This window comes from Candidatus Cryosericum septentrionale, from assembly GCF_003570995.1.
GTDB classification, from domain to species: Bacteria; Caldisericota; Caldisericia; order Cryosericales; family Cryosericaceae; genus Cryosericum; species Cryosericum septentrionale.
Window position 1 is genome coordinate 1 of record NZ_QXIY01000015.1, and the last position, 19,863, is coordinate 19,863.

Genomic DNA, 19,863 nt, shown 5'->3' on the forward strand with positions numbered 1-19,863 from the left:
GAAATACTCTCCCCGGGTCTTGACAGGCTGGTTTATGAGGGTAAGGCCGCTGTTACCAAGTTCCTGCAGGACCTGACGGCAGCACTTGATTCTACGGGGACATGCCTGTTTACGACATTTGGATTACAGGCAAAGGACCTTGCACAACTTTACTCAGCTGCTACCGGTTTTGACTGTGACGACAAGGAGTTCCTGAAGATCGGCGAGAGAATCTGGAACATGGAGAAACTCTTCAACCTGAAGTCAGGGCTTACCGGGAAGGACGACACTCTGCCTCCGAGAATCCTCAAGGAGCCGATCCCATCAGGCCCTTCCAAAGGCGAAGTCGAGGACCTCGGCAAGATGCTGGGTGAGTACTACTCCCTGAGAGGATGGGGCGAGGACAGCGTTCCCACAAAGGACAGACTGAAAGATCTGGGACTCGAAGACCTGTCATGAGACACGTGATTATCGGCGCCTCTGTCGCCGGAATAACGGCAGCAGCGAAGATAAAGAAACTCAGCCCGGAGCAGGAGGTGATCGTCCTCTCGGGGGAGGGAGTCCAGCCATATGGCAAGATGTCCCTTCCCTACATGCTTTCCGGGATGACCTGGTTTGCGAACTGTACGCTGCCTTCAGTGGACGGGGTCGACGTCATGCTCAACAAGTACGTCGACGGGGTCGACACGGTGTCGAAAACCGTGCATACCAAGGATGGCGAGCAGCTCGACTATGACAGACTCCTGATAGCGACGGGCACTTCTCCGTTCATCCCCGACATACCTGGCGCAAGACTTCTTTCAGTGGTCGGTGTCAGGAATATCGGAGATATTGAGGTCATTCGGAAGAGAATAGCGGAGTCAACGGAAAAGAGGGTCATTCTGGCGGGCGCCGGGCTGGTCAATGCTGAAATAGGTGACGCTCTTGTGAAGCTTGGTATCCCTGTGACCTATGTCATTTCTTCGGACAGGGTCCTGTCCCAGATCGTCGATCGAGAAGCCTCTGCAATCATCGAGAAGTCGTTTGCAGGACTCGATGTGGAGCTGCTCAAGGGCGAGGACATCCAGGAAATAGGGGAGAAGGACGGCGCCCTGGAGGTGAAGCTCGCATCAGGAAAAGTTCTCAGCAGCTCCTGCGTCGTCTATGGCAAAGGCGTGCGCCCCAACACCGGCTTTCTCAAGGGAACGGATGTACGGCTCAACAAAGGTGTCGTTCTTGGACGGTTTCTTGAAACAAGTGTACCGGGTATCTATGGCGCGGGGGATGCCGTCGAGACCGACGACATCCTGCTGGGCCAGAAAACGCTTCACGCTCTCTGGCCTGTAGCTGTAGAGCAAGCGAACAACGCTGCCGAAAATATGCTCGGCATGGAGATGCCCTACGGTGGCGACGTCCTCAGGAATATCCTGATGGTCTTTGGACAGACTATCTTCACCGGCGGGCTCAGTACGCATGACGAAGGCGATGTCTACAGGAACGTGAGTGACGGTGAGTACAGGAAGATCGTCGTCAAGGACGGCCGGTTGAAAGGCTTTGTCTTCGTCGGCGAAGGCGTCGTCAACCCCGGTGTGTATCTCAGGATGATGAGAGACCAGACCGACATCAGTACCATGATCAACCCTGTCCTGCATGGAACCATTGCGCACGCAGACTTGTATCCGTCTGTTTTCAAGGTGGCCCTGTAAGGGGCCACCTTGTCAGGAGACCAGGGGATCGTCGAGCGTCTCTGCTGTCTAGCCACCGCCGATCGGTGGAAACAGTGAAATTGTGTCGCCATCCTTGAGTAACGTGTCTTCCTTGCCCAGGAACTCGATACTTTTCCCGTTGAGCAGGTAAATGTAATCCCGCTTCAGCTTCATCTCTTCGGTGAGGATGACGCCCTTCAGCACGGGATACTCCGTGACAAGTCTTCGCAGCGCCTCGATGCAGGTTGTGGCCGAGAGTGGAATGGGGCCCTGTTTGAAGGCTTCTGTCAGATACACTCTCACCGTTACCGTCGCCATCGTCTCACCTCAGCAACCATTGTAGGCGAGCAGACACAAAGGGCAATGAAGCGCATCGACTCATTCAAAATTGGGCTGAACTGGCTCAACAACAAGTGCCAGCGATCCTCATCGTCAAGAAACATCCCTGAGGGGAAGATTCCGTTACCATTCCGTTACTTTCGCTGATTACACCATTGGTGCCCGCACAAGATTGTGCGGAGTCTGAAACAGGAGGTGATAGATGCAATGGCACCGTCATGGCAGTGCAATCGGTTCCATGCTTGTCATCATCGCGGTGATCGCAACCTGCTATGTTTCGAGAGGCTGTATATCAAGGGCCGAGACCACTCACTATGATCAACAATTCCGGGAAATGGTGCTCTCTTCACCGATCTATTCGATGACAGCGTCGTCAGCGTCACTGTTGGATAAAGTCCCCGGCCATCAAGTGCTGACACGGTCCCAAGAGGAAGCGTTCACACAACAGGTTCTGACCATGAGCGACGCGGACTTCGAGGAGTTCTGCAGATCCCACCTTTCCGAAGTGATCGCGTATGCCGACAACCCCGCCAAAGGCGTGCATGTTCGCTGGAATGCCGACTTGGTATCCAAGATCGTACCACGGGTAGCTCCTGATCTCCAAGCTGCCATCGATACTCAGATCAAGGCGCAGTCGACGAGCAATGATTGGTTTCACGAAGAACCGGCCACTGCATCTCCCAAGGCATTGGTCCCTGGATCCAATGATGTCACGCCTAGCGTAGTGGCCTACGTTCTTGGCAGTCCTATCTATGGTCTGTATTGTCGCATTCACTGGGAGTGGGACTCATATCACATAACGAGCGTTTTGCCATCCTCCTACGGACAGGTCTACGCATCTTTGTATACCGACGAGGGGTTAAACAAGCGTTTGCCGTGCGCGGCCTAGTTCGACGATAGCCGGCTCTTTCGGACATCTGGTGAGATGTACGTTATATAGATGGGGGAGTGAGTAAGACGAATGGGGTGACACGTGCCGGCCTCCACATACTGGGGCGCTGCAAGTTCGCGGCGTAGAAGCGAACCAGAAGGAAGGTTTGTACATGTTCTTGGTACATCCAAGAGAAGGAGAGGAATGAAACAACTGAGAACTCAGAAGAGGCTAGTGTACCTTTCGATCGTTCTGATTCTGGTCTTGTGTGCGACAGCAATACGGCCTGCTGTCGTTGTCACGGCGTCGGACGGTACTAATACGCAGCCGTTTCTCACCGCAGCGCGTTCTTTCGCTGAACAGGCAGAAGCGGCGGGAAACCATCACCTGACTGCTGAACCCGTCATCACGGTCACCAGCAAACAGATTCAGGCAGGCAAGATGGCAGTCACGATGGACATCGAAGCAATGGATGTCCTGAATGGTGGACCTCGCGATGATCAACCGATCATTGCCGGAGAACTTCAGTATCTTCAAGATCATGGCGCTGCACTCTCTGTCACCGCCAAGAAAGCTGTCGAAGACGACATTGCCTACTGGCGCAGCACGATTGAGTCTGCCATGACCGTTCCGACCGAGACATGCTATCCAATCAAGGTTACTGCAAACGTAGATATTGCCGGGAACATCGACATCAGCACTCTTCAGGTATACGTAGATAGCGGAGCAGTGGGGAGCAACTTCATTCCTGCAGCTCAGTTCTTCAAGGACATGCGTTCCGTCTGGACGACCGTTGCACAAGCGTATGCCAATGCCGCATCCATAGCTTCAGATGCGTCCGTTAAGGGTTCTGTGGCACCTGTAGCCACTCCGGGTTCATAGAGCTTCGCTGCATTTCGTGACGGAGAGCATGGTCTCCGTCACGCTGCCAGATCGATACGGCACGCTAACGGCTTTGGTGCCCGGGCTCCAATCCACCGCTTTCTTTGAACGCACGTGTTGGAGGCGCATAGCATGAAGACCATGACATCACGGTACTGTTCGAGGATTGTTACATTCGTAAGCATCCTGCTTGCGGTGGTTTTAGTAACAACGGGTTGTACCCCGAAAGTTGTCCCAGTGGAAGGCCCGCAGATCAGCATGATGGTGGAAACCAATTTCACATCGTCAGAATACGACGCAGGAGCACTTCTTCTGTGGAATATCGGGCAAAGCACACTGCAGACCTCTGGCACATCCGTCGTGCACGTGACCGATTCCGATAACGGGGGTCTTCCGCTATACTGGCAACCTGGTTCACCGGTTCGAGTCGTTCAACAATGGAACTACCTGAGCAAGAAAGCCCTCATAACAACGATATCCAAGGATGCAAATCTTCTGACTCCTCCTGAGGGAATGCAGTACTTGCTGACAAAAGACAGTGCCCCCATCCAACGATGGTACGCTTCAGATGAAAACGCTTTTGTGAACGTTCCCGAGCAACCAGGTCTATCCAATGAAACGCCTGGCACTAAGACTATCACAATAACAGAGCAGGGCGTTGCCCCTGCTTCAAAGGCACAGACACTGACTGTCCCTGTCCCCTCTGGCCTGACGCAGATAGACGTGGTATATGGAAGCGGCAGCATTACCAACGGGTTTGTTCTCGTTGAAACACGAGATAAAGTGGCAAAGAATGCGGCGGACTCCCTTTGGCTTCTTCGCATGAACAATGGGGCGGGATCATGGGCACGGTGCGGTGATTTGTCCGCATTCGATGGAGAGATCATTGCTGGTCAGGATCCAAGTTTCGCCAGGGTCGGATCGCTGCTCTACTTCACTCACTCACATACGAGAATCGGTTGCATTGATACGGCAGCGACCTCACCTTCAGTAACATTGCCAGAGAACATCAATACGCTCCTTGCCAAGCTTTACAGTAACGGGCCGACAAATACTGAGGGGCCACTTCAGGCACAGCTGGCCAGCGACAATGGCGTGCTGATTATTGAATATCCCGCTGCCAATTGGAATGGCGGGTATGACTACGCAGTGGACACATCCGGAACAATCCTTGGAAGTCTGTATGGGAACAAGATTTCGATAGTGAGTTTTGACGCGAAGGGCAAGCAGGGCTCCTCGATTCCTACACCAGGGAGTACCTCCTTTCCTTCCATCGACCTCTTTCAATAGGATGTTTCTTGGACATCATCGAAGGGCTTGTTTCTGTTCGCACCAGACCCAACACAGACACACTGGTCCGGATCTAGTGACCGGGTTCCAGCTCTATTGTTTCTCGTGAGAGCCCCTGTAGGAAGGCGTATAGCATGAATACGAAGAACTGGCTAGGTCGATCGTTGTTGGCATGATGTTGCTACTCCTCGTCATCTCGATTGGGGCACGTTTCTTATTGCTGCCACGGAGACAACCTGCCGCAGTGACTCATGCGATCGTTGGGATGGTTAAGGTAGCGGCCGGTGACGATATAGTGATATGCTTTGCCAAGGGGACCGAAAAATACGCGACGGGCGTTCCGGCCAACGTGTTGAAGTGTCGCGGGGCGTAGTGCTCGATTTCGCCAGCACTATTCGAGTGACAGAAGTTGTCGATACGACTCCGAGCTCTTGGTTGTAGTAGTATCTCCTAGTTGGCATCAACCCGAGAGGCAACCATCGGGACATCAATGATATACTCATCAAAGATACACGAGCATCGGCCACAGGTCAGGTGAAGGAGAACCGACGTATGAGAATCCTGGTAGTTGAAGACGAACCGGATATCTGCAGGGCGGTCGCAGATGCGCTGCGGCAGGAGCACTATGCCGTCGACACCGCAGACAATGGAACCAGCGCACTCACTAAGGTCCATGTCGAGCAGGCATATGATCTTCTTCTCCTTGATCTGATGCTCCCGGGGATGGATGGGCTCCAGGTTCTGGGACGACTCCGATCCGAAGGGAACCGGACGCCCGTTTTGATCATCACGGCCCGGGATACTGTCGGGGAACGCGTTGCCGGACTGGACCAGGGAGCTGACGATTACCTGGTCAAGCCGTTTGCCATTGATGAACTGCTGGCACGTGTGCGTGCGTTGCTCCGCAGGGAACCAGCCGTGCAACAGGTCATCTTGTCAGCAGGGACAGTTTCGTTTGACCCCGTGACGCGCGTGTGCGCCGTCTCGGGCAAACCCGTGCCCCTGACCATTCACGAAGAGCGGCTTCTTGAGTACTTGCTGCGTAATGCTGGTCGTCTCATTCCACGCGGCGAGCTGGAAGATCACGTCTGGGACGATCATGCTTCCCTGTGGACTGACACGCTCAAGGTTCATGTTTGGCGGCTGCGCAAGAAACTGGACGCGGCGGGCGCACCGGGTTTCATCCGCATGGTGCGAGGCATCGGCTACGGTATTGGGGTAGGGAACAACAACGTATGACGAGCAAATTCCGTTCCGTAGTTCTACGTTTCGTTGCAGTGGCAGTACCATTGCTGGGCGCGGAACTGGCCTTCGTTCTGCTGACGTCTCCGTATCGCCTTGAGAACATTGAGCGCCTGGGTGTGAAGGCGTGGGCTTTCGTCGTGGTGACATCTCCTTGGAGTGCAGGTGTTTGGCAGGCATTCCTGACGCTGACACCGCCCGTTCTGGTTGTCGCGGCCCTCCTTTCCTGGCCGTTGAGTTTCGATGACCATCTTGAACCAGACGCACTTGCGCCACTGCGTCGTACCTATGGCCTATATACGATTCTCGTGACGCTACTAGTGGTGTTTCTCCTGGTGTCTGCTGTGCAAGTGGGCATTTCTGGTCAGCTAAATGTGGCGCACAATCTCACTCAGGACATGTTGCTCAGCGATGGCGACATACTGCAGGCGCTTATCCCCACAACACAGGTGCCGGTCACTTCCTCGCAAGAAATGTCGCGCCTTGTTGATCATGCCGTATCACTAACTAATTGCATCAAGACCGGTGGTTTTGTCGTCGCGGAGGGAACCCAGGGAGTTCGTTCAATCTGGGGAACACCGCCTGACGACATTAGTAGTTTCCATAGTCAAACAGTGGGCATTGTCCATGTCCCCGCGAAGGGCAGTGTACCAGCCCGGTCATTCATGGTCTCCGCCAGGATAGTTGGCATTGGCGGTCAGCCTGTGCGCATCCTGCTTGGCATGCCCACAGACGATAGCCTGCCGGAGATCGATTCATCTCACCACACATCATGGCTGCTGGTCGCATTTGGAGTGATGCTGGCAGCTACTGCAACGCTATCCTTCAGCAGGATCGCCGCCCATCCTGCGTCAGTGGCTCTGGAACGCCTGGGGCGGTTTACCGGCGATGCCGGCCATGAATTGAGGACGCCGCTTGCCGCTATTCAGCTTGACGCTGAAATGGCATTGCGCCCACAGTCTACGCCCGATCAGGTGCGCAGTTATATAGAAGCTATTGGGCGCCAGGTGCATTCCGCCTCAAGCACTGTGGAATCGCTCCTCCTGCTGGCCCGTCTGTCACATGCAGCTGCACGCCCCGGAACGCCCGTTCCCTTCGGAATGCTCTGTGCTGAAGTTCAGCAAAGTTTGGCCTCCCTCTTGGAGGGGAAGAATCTGCGGCTAGAGGTCGCTGGGCCAGATGTCCTGATGTCTGCCAATCACGATCTGACTGTCGTAGTCCTCAAGAATCTTGTGCAGAATGCAGCGCAGTGGTCGCCGACCGACGCTGCAATTGAGATGAGCGCTAGTGCGGTTTCACGGCGCAGGATCCGGATAAGCGTTACCGATCATGGAAAGGGTATCGCCGCAGAAGCCCTGCCGCACATCTTTGAACGATTCTATCGAGCCGATCCCGGCCACAACCGCGTCTATGGTGGTGCAGGCCTGGGCCTTGCTATCGTGAAGCAGGCTGCTTCGTGCATGCGGGGGTCCGTCAGCGCCGTCAGTACACCTGCGTCGGGAACGACGGTGACGTTGGTGCTCCCTCGCTGATACGACGTTCGGACGCGGTCGAACCTGTTGTCCCGGAGTTCCGTGGGTGGGCCGATTCCCGCAGGTGAGTCGTGCCACGATGGGTAGGCGCCTGGCGGACCGAGGTGGAAGGTGTGTCAGTCTCCGTCATTCCCGCGAAGACGGGAATCCATTCTTGTGTCGAGAAGCGTGTGGTTCTTTGGACTGTTCTCAGACATTTGGCGAGATCTGCGTTATATAGGTGAGAGAAGACATCATCAGCAAATCCTCCTCCCTTTGCGTCTTCTTCATGAGAAGAGGAAGTTGGCAAGGATCTGAGAGGAAACCAGGAATCGTTACCATTTCGTTACTTTCGGTTTCTACAATGTGAGTCGCTGGCGAAAGCAGGCGCTGGTCACAGGTAGATAGAACGTAAGAGCCCCACTGTCGGGAATTCGGCAATTGCCAATGCAGAGAAAGAATCGTTCAGGGAGGTACACAGTGAGAAGAAGTACAAAGTTCGTGGTTGGCTCGATCATTGTTGTCATGCTTACCTCGCTTCTCCTGTTCAGTGGACAGCGTGGAACCAGCACAGGTGCCGTAATCGACCCATGGGGGAACAGGGAGGTTCTCAACTATCTGTTCTGGACGGCGTACGATGTGAAACTGAGCGCAGACATCATCAAACTGCAGAAAGACCTTGGCCTCAGCGATGCAGCCATGGCAGAACTCAAGCAGTATGGCATGGAAGAGGGTCAGCGCCTTATGGGAATAGAACTCATCCCGGATACAGGAGAAACTGCAGCAACAGCTGAGGCAGCGAACGCACGTGAGGCTGCTGTCTTTGCCACTATTGATGAGGAAACAAAAGAAACACTTGGCACCAAGTATCCTGCGTTCCGCACATGGATCCAGACCTGGTGGCAGGAAGAAACCATCTACCGTCAGAACTGGATCAAGGAGCAGGAAGATGCCGCTAACAAGACAGATTCAGCGACATAGGATCGGCTGGATTCTTTTCCTTGTTGCTTTTCTTGCAGCAGCTGTCATGTGCACAGGCTGTAGGGCAAATGCATTCGATACAGCAAGTCCTGCCTGGGTACAAGTGCCCATTGACTCAGCGAAGATGTCTGCTCTTCAGACAGAGGTTGATGATGGACATCGGCCAGGAGAACTTGATCCGGAACAGGTGACTGGTGACTTCTTGGTATATAACCTTGCTATCCCAGTGAGCAATATGCAGGACAAGAAGCAACGGAATGGGCAGAGCGACGTTACGGTGAGCCTTCAGGACGGGCGTACAGTTCAGCTTGTGCTGGTGCAGCCTGTCCGTACCGGTTCAACTGGCATCTGGTGTGTTCAGAAGTACCGTTTTGTGCAGTAGAGCCAATGTGGCGCACTGACGGCGCTGGTGACCGGGTTCCACTCCATTGTTCTTGTTGAGAGCACGTGTTGGAGGCGTATAGCATGACTACTAACGGATTAGTCAAGTTTATCGCAGTAGGTATAGTGTTGCTTCTCGTCATCTCGGTTGGCGGCTATTTCTTGTATAGACCGTCTACGACGACTCAGCCGAATCAGGCAGACATCAACGCGATCTACCAGGTTGTCGGCGAATTCGGCGCGCGCCTCAAGGATGTGGGTCTGAGCGACCCCAAACAGGAGGACATCATCACGGCAGTGGACTTTAACCTGAAGCGGCTCATTACCAACCGGCTGTATCAGGAATTCGTGCAGGACACGTCGAGGATCCCAGGAAGGGCCGCATCAAGCCCATGGCCGGAAGGCATTGAGATTGTCTCCGTACAGAGGCTGGATAACGGGTCTTACACGGTGGTTGGAAACCGAATCATGATGGACAGCAACGAACTGGCTCATGGTGGCAACGCCGGAGAAACGAACATCACACTTACGCTCAAGAAGGTCAACGGCACATGGCTCATTGACGACGTGGTGGGAGAAACTCAGCCGAAGGCATGAGCCGGCTAGCCGAGTGCGCAATGTCGCAGGCGAAGTATGCGTTGGAGGCATGCAACATGAGAACAACGAAATCACGATCCTGTTCCATAACGGCCACATTCCTGAGCATCCTGCTTGCAATAGTTCTTGTGGCAGGTTGTGCCCAGAAAGTTGTTATAGTAGACGGCCCAAAGATCAATCTAATGGTGGAAGCTGATGCCTCCCCTTCCAAGTTTGATGCGGTTCCCTTTTTATGGAACATTGGAAAAAATACCTTAAAGAGTTCCGGTACGGCTGCCGTTCATGTGGAAGATATTCCTAACGGAGGAATACTGTGCTGGCAACCTGGTTCACCCGTTCGAGTCGTTCAACAATGGAGCTACCTAAGCAAGAAGCCCCTCATAACAACGATATCCAGTTGGGACGTAAATCTTTTGACTCCTCCAGAGGGAATGCAACATTTATTAACACAAGACGGCTTTATCGATCGATGGTACGTATCAGATGAGAGCGCTTTTGTGAGCGTGCCCCTGGAATTGGACGCTCTGCCAAATAAAACACTAGATGGCAAGACTCTTGCCATAACTGAACAAGGCGTTGCTTCTGGTTCAAAGGCACAAACACTGACCGTTCCTGTCCCTTCTGGCCAGACACAGATGGTCGTGGAATATGGAAGCGGCAGCATTACGAATGGGTTTGTTCTTGTTGAAGCATCAGAGAAAGTAGTGAAGAATGCATCGGGCTCTATCTGGCTTCTTCGTATGAACAGCACTAAAGGAACGTGGGTACGGTGTGACGACGCCTTTGGTGGAATCATCATTTCAGACCAGGGTTCGAGTTTTGCACGTGTCGGATCACTCCTTTATTTTACTCACAGTGATAGGAAAATTGGTTGCATTGATACGGCAGCGACCTCACCTTCAGTAACGTTGCCGGAGAAGATCAACACACTCTTGGCTAAGCTCTATCTCGGAACTCCTACCGACGCTGAGTATTCAATCCAGGCTAAGTTGTTAAGCGACAATAGTACATTGATTATTGAGTGTCCCGACGCCAGTTGGAACGCTATATATTATGCCGTAGACGTATCTGGAATAGTCCTTGGAGGCCTTCGTTCAGACAAAACAGCTATAACAAGTTTTGACGCGAACGGAAAGCAGGGCTCCTCCATTGATACACTTGGGATTATTTCTTTTCCTTCCAACGATCTCTTTCAATAGGGTGTTTCATAGACATGACGCATAGCGAAGGACTCATCTCTGTTCATGCCAGAGCCGGATCAGTGTGTCTGACCCGGATCTGGTGACCGGGTTGCAGTCCGCCAATCTTGTTGAGAGTGTATCTTGGAGGGCCTTGTGAAGAACAGGAAGCTAGCAGCAACGATCATCTGGGCGTCTCTGTGGGTCATGTTCGCCAGCGTATGCCTCTACTTCTTCTTGCTTCTGCCAGCGAGAACCACGACGCTTGTCGGTTTCTCTGCGCACTGGAAGGCGGAGGACATTGTGCGAGTCCAAAAGCTGGACAAGGATTGGCATGAGAGCTCCTTTGATGAGCTCAAAATATGGTGGACCGGCACGTCGGGCGACGTCACGGAAGCGCAGTATCAGCTCACCGGACTGCATGGCATAATGGAGCAGGCAAGTAGGATCCTCGGACCATTCCATCCGTGGGTGAGTGGGTATACGGGAGCTTCGGAAGGCCTCTCCGATCCTGAACGCGACTGGGGTTTTCTCCTCACCATTACGTGGAAGGGGGGCACCGAAACCCCCCATCTGCAGAGCCACTAGAGGTAGATTCCATACTTGTCGTGTGACTACAGTTGGACAATATGACCTTGCTGCGTGTTGTGCTAGAATGACTTCATGAAACGGCGACAAGGGGCATCATGCATGAAAAGACCGTGTGGAGCATACGTATGAGTGGCACAGTGTTCAATGTCATGCACTATGCTTTGCATGACGGGCCGGGGATTCGCACGGTCGTGTTCCTCAAGGGCTGTCCGCTGGCGTGCCGGTGGTGCCACAACCCCGAGAGCCAGAACCGGGGTCCCGAGCTTATGGTTGTGGCGGAACGGTGCACGGGGTGTGGCGATTGCCTGACAGCATGCCCGACGGGCGCGGCAGTCCTGGTGGATGGAATACCGGGGGCCACCGACGCGTGTACCGCATGCGGACGGTGTGTCGACGCCTGTCTGGCTGGAGCCAGGATGATTGTGGGCAGGATCATGACAGTGGCAGAGGTGATGCGCGAGCTCGTTCGGGACCGCGTGTTCTTCGAAGAGTCGGGTGGTGGCGTCACGTTTTCCGGTGGCGAGCCCTTTGCACAGCCAGAGTTTCTGGCGGAACTGCTGAACGCGTGCGCAGAAGCTGACATAACGACCGCCGTCCAGACGTGCGGTATGACATCGGCACTGATCCTCACCAATCTGACGGACAATATCGGACTCTTTTTGTACGATGTTAAACTGATGGATGCAGAACGGCATGCTGCAGCGACCGGGGTCGATAACAGACGCATCCTGGCCAACCTGGAACTTCTTGCCCGCCGAGGGTTGCATGTGATCGTGCGGCTGCCGGTCATCCCGGGGATCAATGACGATGATGACAACGTGCGGCAGACAGCGGTCATGATGAAGCAGCTGGGACTGCCCCGCATCGACCTGCTGCCCTACCATCGCATCGGGACGGACAAGTACCGGAGGCTTGGAAGGCCGTACCAGCTGGCCGACCTGCAGCCTCCTTTATCGGAAGCCATGGAGAACATCCGGCGCGTGTTCGCAGACGCCGGCATCGAAGCGTCGGTGGGAGGCTAGCATGAACGAGCGTGTTGCACGTCTGCGTCAGGAGAGTCTTGCCGCAGCGCCCCGGCTGTCCCTGGAGCGAGCGCATCTGGTGACGGAATTCGACCGGCAGGCGCGGGGATGGTCAGCACCTGTCTACCGCGCACGCCTCCTGCAGTACATTCTTGAACACAAGCAGCTATTCATCGGGCCTGGCGAGTTGATCGTGGGCGAGCGTGGTCCTGCGCCCAAAGCCGTGCCGTCCTTTCCTGAGCTGTGCTGCCACAGCATGCAGGACCTCACCGTCCTCGATACGCGGGAGAAGATCTCCTACAAGGTCGACGACGAGGGTCGCCGCATCCAGCAGGACGAGATCATCCCTGCATGGAACGGGCGGTCCATGCGTGACCGCATATTTGCTCTGATGGAACCTGCATGGAAGGATGCCTACGAAGCCGGCGTGTTTACGGAGTTCATGGAGCAGCGTGCACCGGGCCATACCGTGCTGGGCGACGTCATCTATCACAAGGGGTTGCTGGAGTTGAAGGCGGAGGTGGCAGAAGCCATTGCCCGCCTCGATTTTCTGAACGACCCGCAGGCAACCGCGCGCCGCGAAGAGCTGCAGGCAATGGCCATTGCCGCAGACGCGATGATGGGCTATGCAGAGCGCAATGCCGCCTTGGCCCGTTCAATGGGCAATGCAGAGCAAGACCCCGTGCGCAAGGCGGAACTTCTGCGCATCGCCGAGGTCTGCTCCTGGGTTCCGGCGCAGGCTCCGCGCACATTCCAGGAGGCGCTGCAGGCATACTGGTTTGTGCATTTGGGCGTCGTGACCGAGCTCAATACCTGGGATTCGTTCTGTCCAGGGCGCCTCGACCAGCACCTGGAGCCGTTCTACGTGAAGGGGCTTGCCGACGGCACACTGACGCGCGAGTCGGCCATGGAACTCCTGGAGTGCTTCTGGGTCAAGTTCAACAATCAGCCTGCGCCGCCAAAAGTGGGCGTGACGGCTGCCGAAAGCGGAACGTACACGGACTTCGCCAACATCAATATGGGTGGACTGCGCCCCGATGGCTCTGACGGTGTGAACGACGTCAGCTATCTCCTGCTCGACGTCATCGACGACATGCACCTGCTGCAGCCGTCCTCGAACATCCAGCTCAGCCGCAAGAGTCCAGACCGCTTCCTTAGGCGTGCCGCCGAGATCATCCGCGAAGGCTGGGGTCAGCCCTCTGTCTTCAATGCCGACATGGTCGTCGAGGAGCTCCTCCGCCAGGGCAAGTCTGTGGTCGATGCCCGCATGGGTGGGATCTCCGGCTGTGTCGAAACCGGTGCGTTCGGCCGTGAGGCGTACATCCTCACCGGCTACCTGAATCTGCCCAAGATTCTCGAAGTGACCCTGCATGACGGTCTGGACCCTCGCATAGCCAAGGTCATCGGTCTGCACACAGGTGATCCGCGAACCTTTGTCGGCTATGACGAGCTGTTTGAAGCATTCAAAGCGCAGCTGCATCACTTCGTGGACATCAAGGTGCGTGGCAACAACGTCATCGAGCGGCTGTATGCCGAGCAGATGCCGGCGCCGTTCCTGTCACTCTTTGTGGAGGACTGCATTGCGCGGGGGCGTGACTACAACGACGGTGGCCCACGGTACAACTCGACCTACATCCAGGTCACGGCACCGGGGAGTTGCACCGACAGCCTGTCTGCGCTGAAGGCGCATGTCTTCGACCAGAAGGACCTGACCATGGACGAGGTCCTGGCGTCCATCGACGCCGACTTTGTGGATCATGAACGAACGCGGTTGCTGCTGTGGAACCGCTCACCCAAGTATGGCAACGACGACCCGGCGGCCGACGACATCGTGGCTCAGCTCTTCGACGTGGTATTCGACGCGATCGACGGCCGTCCCAATACCAAGGGCGGGACGTATCATGTGAACTACCTGTCGACCACGGTTCATGTGTACTTTGGCTCGGTGACTGGCGCGATGCCGGATGGTCGCCGCGCGTGGCAACCACTGTCAGATGGCATATCGCCTGTTCAAGGGGCCGACAGGCAAGGCCCGACCGCCGTCATCCAGTCGGCGGCTCGCATGGATCATGTGCGCACCGGCGGCACCCTGCTCAACCAGAAGTTCTCGCCATCACTGGTGGAAGGGGATGTGGGACTCGGCGCGCTCACGCACCTGATCCGCTCCTATTTCAAGCTGGACGGGCATCACATCCAGTTCAACGTCGTGACCGCCGCGACCCTGCGTGCCGCTCAGGCCGAGCCGGACAAGTACCGTGACCTCATCGTCCGCGTGGCCGGCTACAGCGACTACTTCTGCGATCTGACGCCTGGCCTGCAGGAGGAGATCATCGCGCGCACCGAGCAACAGTCCTTCTGACCTGCTGCGGGTAGCGGCAACCAGACCCTCTGCAGGCAGCAGACACCCTGTGAGCGCCTCCACACGAGGGGCGCTTTACCAATCTCTGCCTTCGTTGAGAAAGGAAGAAGATTCGTTCTTGACATGTCCAGGAATCGACATACTCTAAATCGGAATTGGGCGATGTAATCGGAGAATGGCGATGCAAATGGACAGTACAAGCACTGTGGACATGATTGCGGTTGCGAAGGCGCTGGGGGACGAGACACGGGCGCGCATTGTCGGTGTCCTTGGCGTGCGGGCTTTATGCGTCTGTGAGGTGAAAGCTGCCCTGAGTCTGTCTCAGGCGACTGTGTCGGACCACGTGCGTGTCCTTCTCGAGGCGGGGCTCCTGTCGACCTCCAGAGAGAGCTACTGGACGGTGTATTCGATTCGCGAAGACCTGCAGCCCGAGACGCACCAATTTGTGTCTCTTCTCGTGGAGCAGGTTCACGCCCAGTTTCCTGAGGACCGGGCCCGCCTGGCAGACGCTCCAGTGTTCCTGTGCCGTGCCGAAGCCAAGACGGGGTCTGTTGCAGGACACCCGCGCGCGTTGCATCGGAAAACTCGACGCACGTAGTCGAAACAGCTCCACCCATATTCTCACCACATTCGCTGTTCGGGAGGTCACGTTGAAAATCGAATTCTATGAACCAGCTATGTGTTGCACGACTGGGTTGTGTGGACCGTCGGTTGATGAACGCCTGGTGCGTCTCAACGAGGACTTGAGGCGTCTTCAGGCGGAGGAACCCGGCATTACCGTCGAGCGGTATGCGATCAACCAGCGGCCGTTCAAGTTCCGCGACAATACCGACGTCTACAAGCTCGTGACAGCGAATGGCAAGAAGATCCTTCCGGTGACCACCGTCGACGGTAAGGTCGTCAAGACCATGGACTATCCATCATACAGCGAGATGAGAGCTGCACTGGACGGAGGGGCGCATGCGTCCTGAGTACATCTTCTTCTCAGGAAAGGGCGGTGTCGGCAAGACGTCTATGGCGTGCACGGCAGCGGTCTACTATGCAGACAACGGCAAGAAGACCCTCATCGTTACAACAGACCCGGCATCGAACCTGGCCGATGTATTCGAGCAACCCATAGGTCACCACGTAACGCCCATTACCGGTGTCCCCAATCTGTGGGCCATGGAAATCGACCCGGACGAAGCCACCCGTGAGTACAAGGAGCGCTCGTTGGCTCCTATGCGAGGGCTCTTTGACGATGAGATGCTGAAGGTTGTGGAGGAGCAGCTCAGTGGCCCATGTACAGAGGAGATGGCCGCGTTCGACAAGTTCACCGATTTCATGGAAGACGACAACTGGGATGTCATCGTCTTCGATACGGCGCCTACGGGGCATACGCTGCGGCTTCTGCAGTTGCCGGTTGAATGGAGCAAACACATTCGGGACAGCGCTCAAGGGAGTGGCCAGACATGCATGGGCCCTGTCGCCTTGATTCAAGACAGCAAACAGAAGTACGACGACGCGATAGCCCGACTTCGGGATGCAGTCCGGACGCAGTTTGTCTTCGTGATGCAGGCGGAACAGACATCCCTGGAGGAGACATCACGTTCCATCGCGGAGTTAGTAGCCTTGGGTGTGGCGACATCGAGAATCATCGTGAACGGGCTGATCCCGGAGGCTGAGACGGTGAATCCATTCTTTGGGAGGCGGCGCGAGATGCAGGAGACCTACCTGGAACGCGCCAAGCAGTTGTACGCGGGTATGCCTGTCCAGACGATGGAGTTGCTCGACAGTGAGATCAAGGGAGTAGCGATGTTCCGCAAGTGCGCTCCGATGCTGTTTCAGCGAGGCACCACAGATGTATGACGTCGAGAGCCTGTTGCATCCAAGTTCGAAGGGTGCCAGGCAGGTGTTCTTTGCAGGCAAGGGCGGAGTGGGCAAAACGACCATTGCTTGCCTGACCGCGGTACACACGGCTCGACAAGGGTACCGGACTCTGCTTCTGACCACCGACCCTGCAGCACACACCGGCAGCGTCCTTGGCAGGACGGTGACGGACCAGGTGGGACCTGTCGACGGTGTTTCAGGGTTGTCTGCAGCGAAGATCGATCAGAAGCAGGCAACTGAGGACTACAAGAAGGGGATTCTCGATGACGCGCGGGCCAAATTCGACGAAGCCACGATCCGCGCCATGACCGAGGAGCTGGCCTCTCCCTGCACGGAGGAGATGGCAGCTTTCCAGCGTTTTATCGACCTGTCGAGTACCCCGGGATTCGATGTTATCGTCTTTGACACAGCACCGACGGGGCATACTCTGAGACTCCTCGAACTTCCTCTGGATTGGGGCGAACAGATCAGACTCAAGGCCGGTGCGACCGAGGGGTTATCCGAGGGGGATCGGCTACAGAAAGATCGGTTTGACCGAGTACTGGGCGCAATGCGGGATCCCGGCCTGACGACGTTCAGCTTCGTTATGTACCCCGAGAGCACCCCCATCCTGGAGGCACAGCGTGCATCTCAGGAGTTGGTGATAATCGGCGTTGCGACACAGCTCGTCGTGGCGAACCTGCTGATTGCCGAGGAACAGGCGACGACGCCGTTCTTCCAGAAGCGTAAGAAGATGCAGTTGGAATACCTGGACGACATGAAGCGACGCTTTGCGGGAGCTGCGTTGCTGCAGGTTCCAATGATGGATAGTGACATTCGTGGCATCGACAAGCTGGACATGCTGGACAAAATCGTATTTGGAGGGATTGCATAATGGCAGAGACTATTGTTGAGATCGAGGTCTATGGCATTTGGGATCAGGCCCCAGTGGTCTCGTCGTGTGGGTGCGGTGGAGGCGGGTGCGCCACGCCGACGCAGACGATGGGTGAGATGTTTGACAGTCTGAGGACGTCGCTCGATGCGAGCGACGTCAAGGAGCGGTGCTCACTGAGATTCATCGACGTCATCAAGGACAGCGACCCACAGGTCAACCAAGTCCGCCAACAGGTCGAAACTGGATATTCGCTGCCGCTGACCGCACTGAACGGCAAGTGGTCGTTCTATGGTGGCATATCGAACGACATGTTCTACCACAAAATACGAGAAATCCTGACTGGGGAGAAAGAGCAGGTCAAGGGGGTACGCTGACTCGCTGACGCAACCAGGTCAGAGCAAGCTGCCTGGCATCGTATGGTGTGGGCAGTTTGCTGCCTGCTGTTGGCGAATCTTAGACTATGCTCTCGCGTGCTTCTCGATGAGTTCGACCAGCTCGGGAAGTCGATGCCATCACTGTATATTGTCTCGAGGGTTGATCTTGACACTCGAATGTCTTCGTGTAATATATCAATGTACATTGAATCAATGGGAGTTGTGACATGGATGAGCGTTCGCCTGACTGTGAGGTACGGAACATAGGTACTGACTGGAACTCTGCATGCGAGGAGCAGGCGAAGTTTGTGTCAGTTCTGGTTGGTCTGCAGCGCATCAAGATTCTGAGGTTGTTGCGCGGTGGTGAGCAGTGTGTCTGCGAGATCGAACGTTCGCTCGGCATCCCGCAGAACTTGGTCTCGCATCACCTGAGGGTCCTGCGCGAGGCAGGATTGGTCTCGGCACAAAGAGAAGGGCAGTTCGTGCACTACTCGCGAGTCGAGGACCGCATCCATCAACTGATGCTGGCGATGGAAGGACTACTGTCAAACTAGGAGAAATCATGCATATCGAGATTCTGGGTCCTGGCTGCGCGCGCTGCCACGGGCTTGAGGCGAATGTCCACAAGGCGCTGGAAATGCTTGGCAGGGAAGCCGAGGTCGTCGACGTGACGGATATTCAGCAGATCATGGCCTACGGTGTCATGTCCACACCTGCTCTTGTCATTGACGGCAAGGTCATCACCGCAGGCAGGGTACTGTCGCCAGAGGAAGCAAAGAAAGCCATCGTCGGCGCTGGCGCCTGACGGGGTAGCCGGAGGGCGGGCGACCGCCTTTTTTAAACGCTGATATATCAACGGAGGTTGCTATGCTGACACTGTTTGCTGACTGGTTCACCTATACGCTTTTGCGCCTGCCAAAGGGGCGCCTGATAACGGAAGCCATCCACTTCTTCGTGTATGACATCCCCAAAATCTACCTGCTCCTCGTCGTTATCGTGTTTGTGGTCGCGATGCTCAGAACTTGGATTCCCGCCGAAAAGATCAAACGTCTGCTCGTTCACCGGCACCAGTTCGTCGGCAACATCCTTGCTGCTTCTCTAGGCATTCTCACACCCTTCTGCACGTGCTCGGCCATTCCGATGTTTATTGGATTCGTGGAGTCCGGCGTACCGCTTGGTGTGACATTCTCGTTTTTGGTGGCAAGTCCCATGATCAATGAGGTCGCGATGGTGTTGTTATGGGGGCTGTTTGGGGCCAGGGTCGCCTTGCTCTATGTGGGAGTGGGGCTCCTTATCGCGATTGTGTCGGGTGTCATTATCAGTCGGCTTCACATGGAGAAGTACGTTGAGGATTATGTCTACATGATCAAGGTCGGCGCCGCTGCGGGCGATGCTCCCATGACCTTCAACAACCGCGTCGTCGCCAGCTGGAGATACGTAGGTGAGATCTTCCGCAAAGTGGCTCCATGGGTGGCGGTCGGCGTTGCCATCGGTGCATTTATCCATGGGTACGCTCCCGAGAATTTCCTGGCCAGATACGCAGGCCGTGACAATCCCTTTGCGGTTCTCATCGCCGTTGCGATCGGTATTCCGCTGTATTCGAACGCCGAGGGCGTCATCCCTGTCGTTCAGGCGTTGTGGGCTAAGGGTCTGCCTCTGGGGACGACACTGGCTTTCATGATGGCTGTCACCGGACTCTCGATGCCCGAGATGATTATCTTGCGCCGCGTTCTCAAGCCAAGACTGCTTGCAACATTCATTGGTGTCGTGGGTGTTGGTATTCTCATCGTTGGGTATTTCTTCAACTGGGTCCTGTAACTGCAGACGACGCACCTCTC

Annotated in this window: 22 protein-coding genes; 21 read left to right on the forward strand and 1 reads right to left on the reverse strand. The window is 55.6% G+C overall.

The window, feature by feature from the left end:
• Together SMC1_RS03390 and SMC1_RS03395 are read left to right on the forward strand one after the other, a co-directional pair.
• Positions 1 to 438: aldehyde ferredoxin oxidoreductase C-terminal domain-containing protein (locus tag SMC1_RS03390; protein ID WP_207799286.1), on the forward strand; the 438-nt coding region annotated here is incomplete at its 5' end.
• A complete protein-coding gene (locus tag SMC1_RS03395) occupies positions 435 to 1,664 on the forward strand; it encodes an NAD(P)/FAD-dependent oxidoreductase (RefSeq protein ID WP_165849179.1) in 1,230 nt (409 codons plus the stop codon). The genes SMC1_RS03390 and SMC1_RS03395, both read left to right, overlap by 4 nt.
• A gap of 48 nt (positions 1,665 to 1,712) precedes the next feature.
• On the opposite strand, the gene SMC1_RS03400 is transcribed toward SMC1_RS03395, so the two are convergent.
• The gene (locus SMC1_RS03400) at positions 1,713 to 1,982 is read right to left on the reverse strand and encodes a MoaD/ThiS family protein (protein WP_119085397.1); all 270 of its coding nucleotides are present in this window, start codon (positions 1,980 to 1,982) and stop codon (positions 1,713 to 1,715) included.
• A gap of 223 nt (positions 1,983 to 2,205) precedes the next feature.
• Between SMC1_RS03400 and SMC1_RS03405 the strand changes: the two genes are divergently transcribed.
• The 19 genes from SMC1_RS03405 to SMC1_RS03505 all read left to right on the forward strand — a co-directional run bounded on the left by SMC1_RS03405 (position 2,206) and on the right by SMC1_RS03505 (position 19,843).
• Positions 2,206 to 2,892 carry a hypothetical protein gene (locus SMC1_RS03405; RefSeq protein ID WP_119085398.1) on the forward strand — a complete coding sequence of 229 codons (687 nt, stop codon included), beginning with the start codon at positions 2,206 to 2,208 and terminating at the stop codon, positions 2,890 to 2,892.
• 186 nt (positions 2,893 to 3,078) lie between these two features.
• Positions 3,079 to 3,756 carry a hypothetical protein gene (locus SMC1_RS03410; RefSeq protein ID WP_119085399.1) on the forward strand — a complete coding sequence of 226 codons (678 nt, stop codon included), beginning with the start codon at positions 3,079 to 3,081 and terminating at the stop codon, positions 3,754 to 3,756.
• A 132-nt stretch (positions 3,757 to 3,888) separates the two neighbouring features.
• The gene (locus SMC1_RS03415) at positions 3,889 to 5,046 is read left to right on the forward strand and encodes a hypothetical protein (protein WP_119085400.1); all 1,158 of its coding nucleotides are present in this window, start codon (positions 3,889 to 3,891) and stop codon (positions 5,044 to 5,046) included.
• 552 nt (positions 5,047 to 5,598) lie between these two features.
• A complete protein-coding gene (locus tag SMC1_RS03425; protein WP_119085402.1) occupies positions 5,599 to 6,285 on the forward strand; it encodes a response regulator transcription factor in 687 nt (228 codons plus the stop codon).
• Complete coding sequence (locus tag SMC1_RS03430) at positions 6,282 to 7,820, forward strand: sensor histidine kinase (RefSeq protein ID WP_119085403.1); 1,539 nt, start codon at positions 6,282 to 6,284, stop codon at positions 7,818 to 7,820. Before SMC1_RS03425 ends, SMC1_RS03430 begins: the two co-directional genes overlap by 4 nt.
• Before the next feature lie 459 nt (positions 7,821 to 8,279).
• Positions 8,280 to 8,780, forward strand: coding sequence for a hypothetical protein (locus SMC1_RS03435; RefSeq protein ID WP_119085404.1), 501 nt, complete (start codon positions 8,280 to 8,282; stop codon positions 8,778 to 8,780).
• A gap of 465 nt (positions 8,781 to 9,245) precedes the next feature.
• Positions 9,246 to 9,758 carry a hypothetical protein gene (locus tag SMC1_RS03445; RefSeq protein WP_119085406.1) on the forward strand — a complete coding sequence of 171 codons (513 nt, stop codon included), beginning with the start codon at positions 9,246 to 9,248 and terminating at the stop codon, positions 9,756 to 9,758.
• Positions 9,759 to 9,814: 56 nt separating this feature from the next.
• The gene (locus SMC1_RS03450) at positions 9,815 to 10,957 is read left to right on the forward strand and encodes a hypothetical protein (protein ID WP_126855158.1); all 1,143 of its coding nucleotides are present in this window, start codon (positions 9,815 to 9,817) and stop codon (positions 10,955 to 10,957) included.
• 135 nt (positions 10,958 to 11,092) lie between these two features.
• Complete coding sequence (locus SMC1_RS03455) at positions 11,093 to 11,524, forward strand: hypothetical protein (RefSeq protein WP_119085408.1); 432 nt, start codon at positions 11,093 to 11,095, stop codon at positions 11,522 to 11,524.
• A 128-nt stretch (positions 11,525 to 11,652) separates the two neighbouring features.
• The gene (locus SMC1_RS03460; RefSeq protein ID WP_119085409.1) at positions 11,653 to 12,549 is read left to right on the forward strand and encodes a glycyl-radical enzyme activating protein; all 897 of its coding nucleotides are present in this window, start codon (positions 11,653 to 11,655) and stop codon (positions 12,547 to 12,549) included.
• 1 nt (position 12,550) lies between these two features.
• The gene (gene hypD / locus SMC1_RS03465; RefSeq protein WP_119085410.1) at positions 12,551 to 14,908 is read left to right on the forward strand and encodes a trans-4-hydroxy-L-proline dehydratase; all 2,358 of its coding nucleotides are present in this window, start codon (positions 12,551 to 12,553) and stop codon (positions 14,906 to 14,908) included.
• Positions 14,909 to 15,089: 181 nt separating this feature from the next.
• Positions 15,090 to 15,506, forward strand: a complete 417-nt coding sequence (locus tag SMC1_RS03470) for an ArsR/SmtB family transcription factor (protein WP_207799287.1) — start codon at positions 15,090 to 15,092, stop codon at positions 15,504 to 15,506.
• A gap of 52 nt (positions 15,507 to 15,558) precedes the next feature.
• A complete protein-coding gene (gene arsD / locus SMC1_RS03475; RefSeq protein WP_119085412.1) occupies positions 15,559 to 15,879 on the forward strand; it encodes an arsenite efflux transporter metallochaperone ArsD in 321 nt (106 codons plus the stop codon).
• Positions 15,869 to 16,756 (forward strand): ArsA family ATPase, encoded by an 888-nt coding sequence (locus SMC1_RS03480; RefSeq protein WP_119085413.1) that lies wholly within the window; start codon positions 15,869 to 15,871, stop codon positions 16,754 to 16,756. Before arsD ends, SMC1_RS03480 begins: the two co-directional genes overlap by 11 nt.
• On the forward strand, positions 16,749 to 17,651 hold the full coding sequence (locus SMC1_RS03485) for an ArsA family ATPase (RefSeq protein WP_119085414.1): 903 nt from the start codon (positions 16,749 to 16,751) through the stop codon (positions 17,649 to 17,651). The genes SMC1_RS03480 and SMC1_RS03485 overlap by 8 nt, the downstream gene beginning before the upstream one ends.
• Positions 17,651 to 18,025 (forward strand): hypothetical protein, encoded by a 375-nt coding sequence (locus tag SMC1_RS03490; RefSeq protein WP_119085415.1) that lies wholly within the window; start codon positions 17,651 to 17,653, stop codon positions 18,023 to 18,025. Before SMC1_RS03485 ends, SMC1_RS03490 begins: the two co-directional genes overlap by 1 nt.
• A gap of 227 nt (positions 18,026 to 18,252) precedes the next feature.
• Positions 18,253 to 18,579: an ArsR/SmtB family transcription factor gene (locus SMC1_RS03495; RefSeq protein WP_119085416.1), complete on the forward strand. Its 327-nt coding sequence runs from the start codon at positions 18,253 to 18,255 to the stop codon at positions 18,577 to 18,579.
• Positions 18,580 to 18,587: 8 nt separating this feature from the next.
• Positions 18,588 to 18,830, forward strand: a complete 243-nt coding sequence (locus tag SMC1_RS03500) for a thioredoxin family protein (protein ID WP_119085417.1) — start codon at positions 18,588 to 18,590, stop codon at positions 18,828 to 18,830.
• Positions 18,831 to 18,892: 62 nt separating this feature from the next.
• On the forward strand, positions 18,893 to 19,843 hold the full coding sequence (locus SMC1_RS03505) for a permease (RefSeq protein WP_119085418.1): 951 nt from the start codon (positions 18,893 to 18,895) through the stop codon (positions 19,841 to 19,843).
• Positions 19,844 to 19,863: the final 20 nt, after the last annotated feature.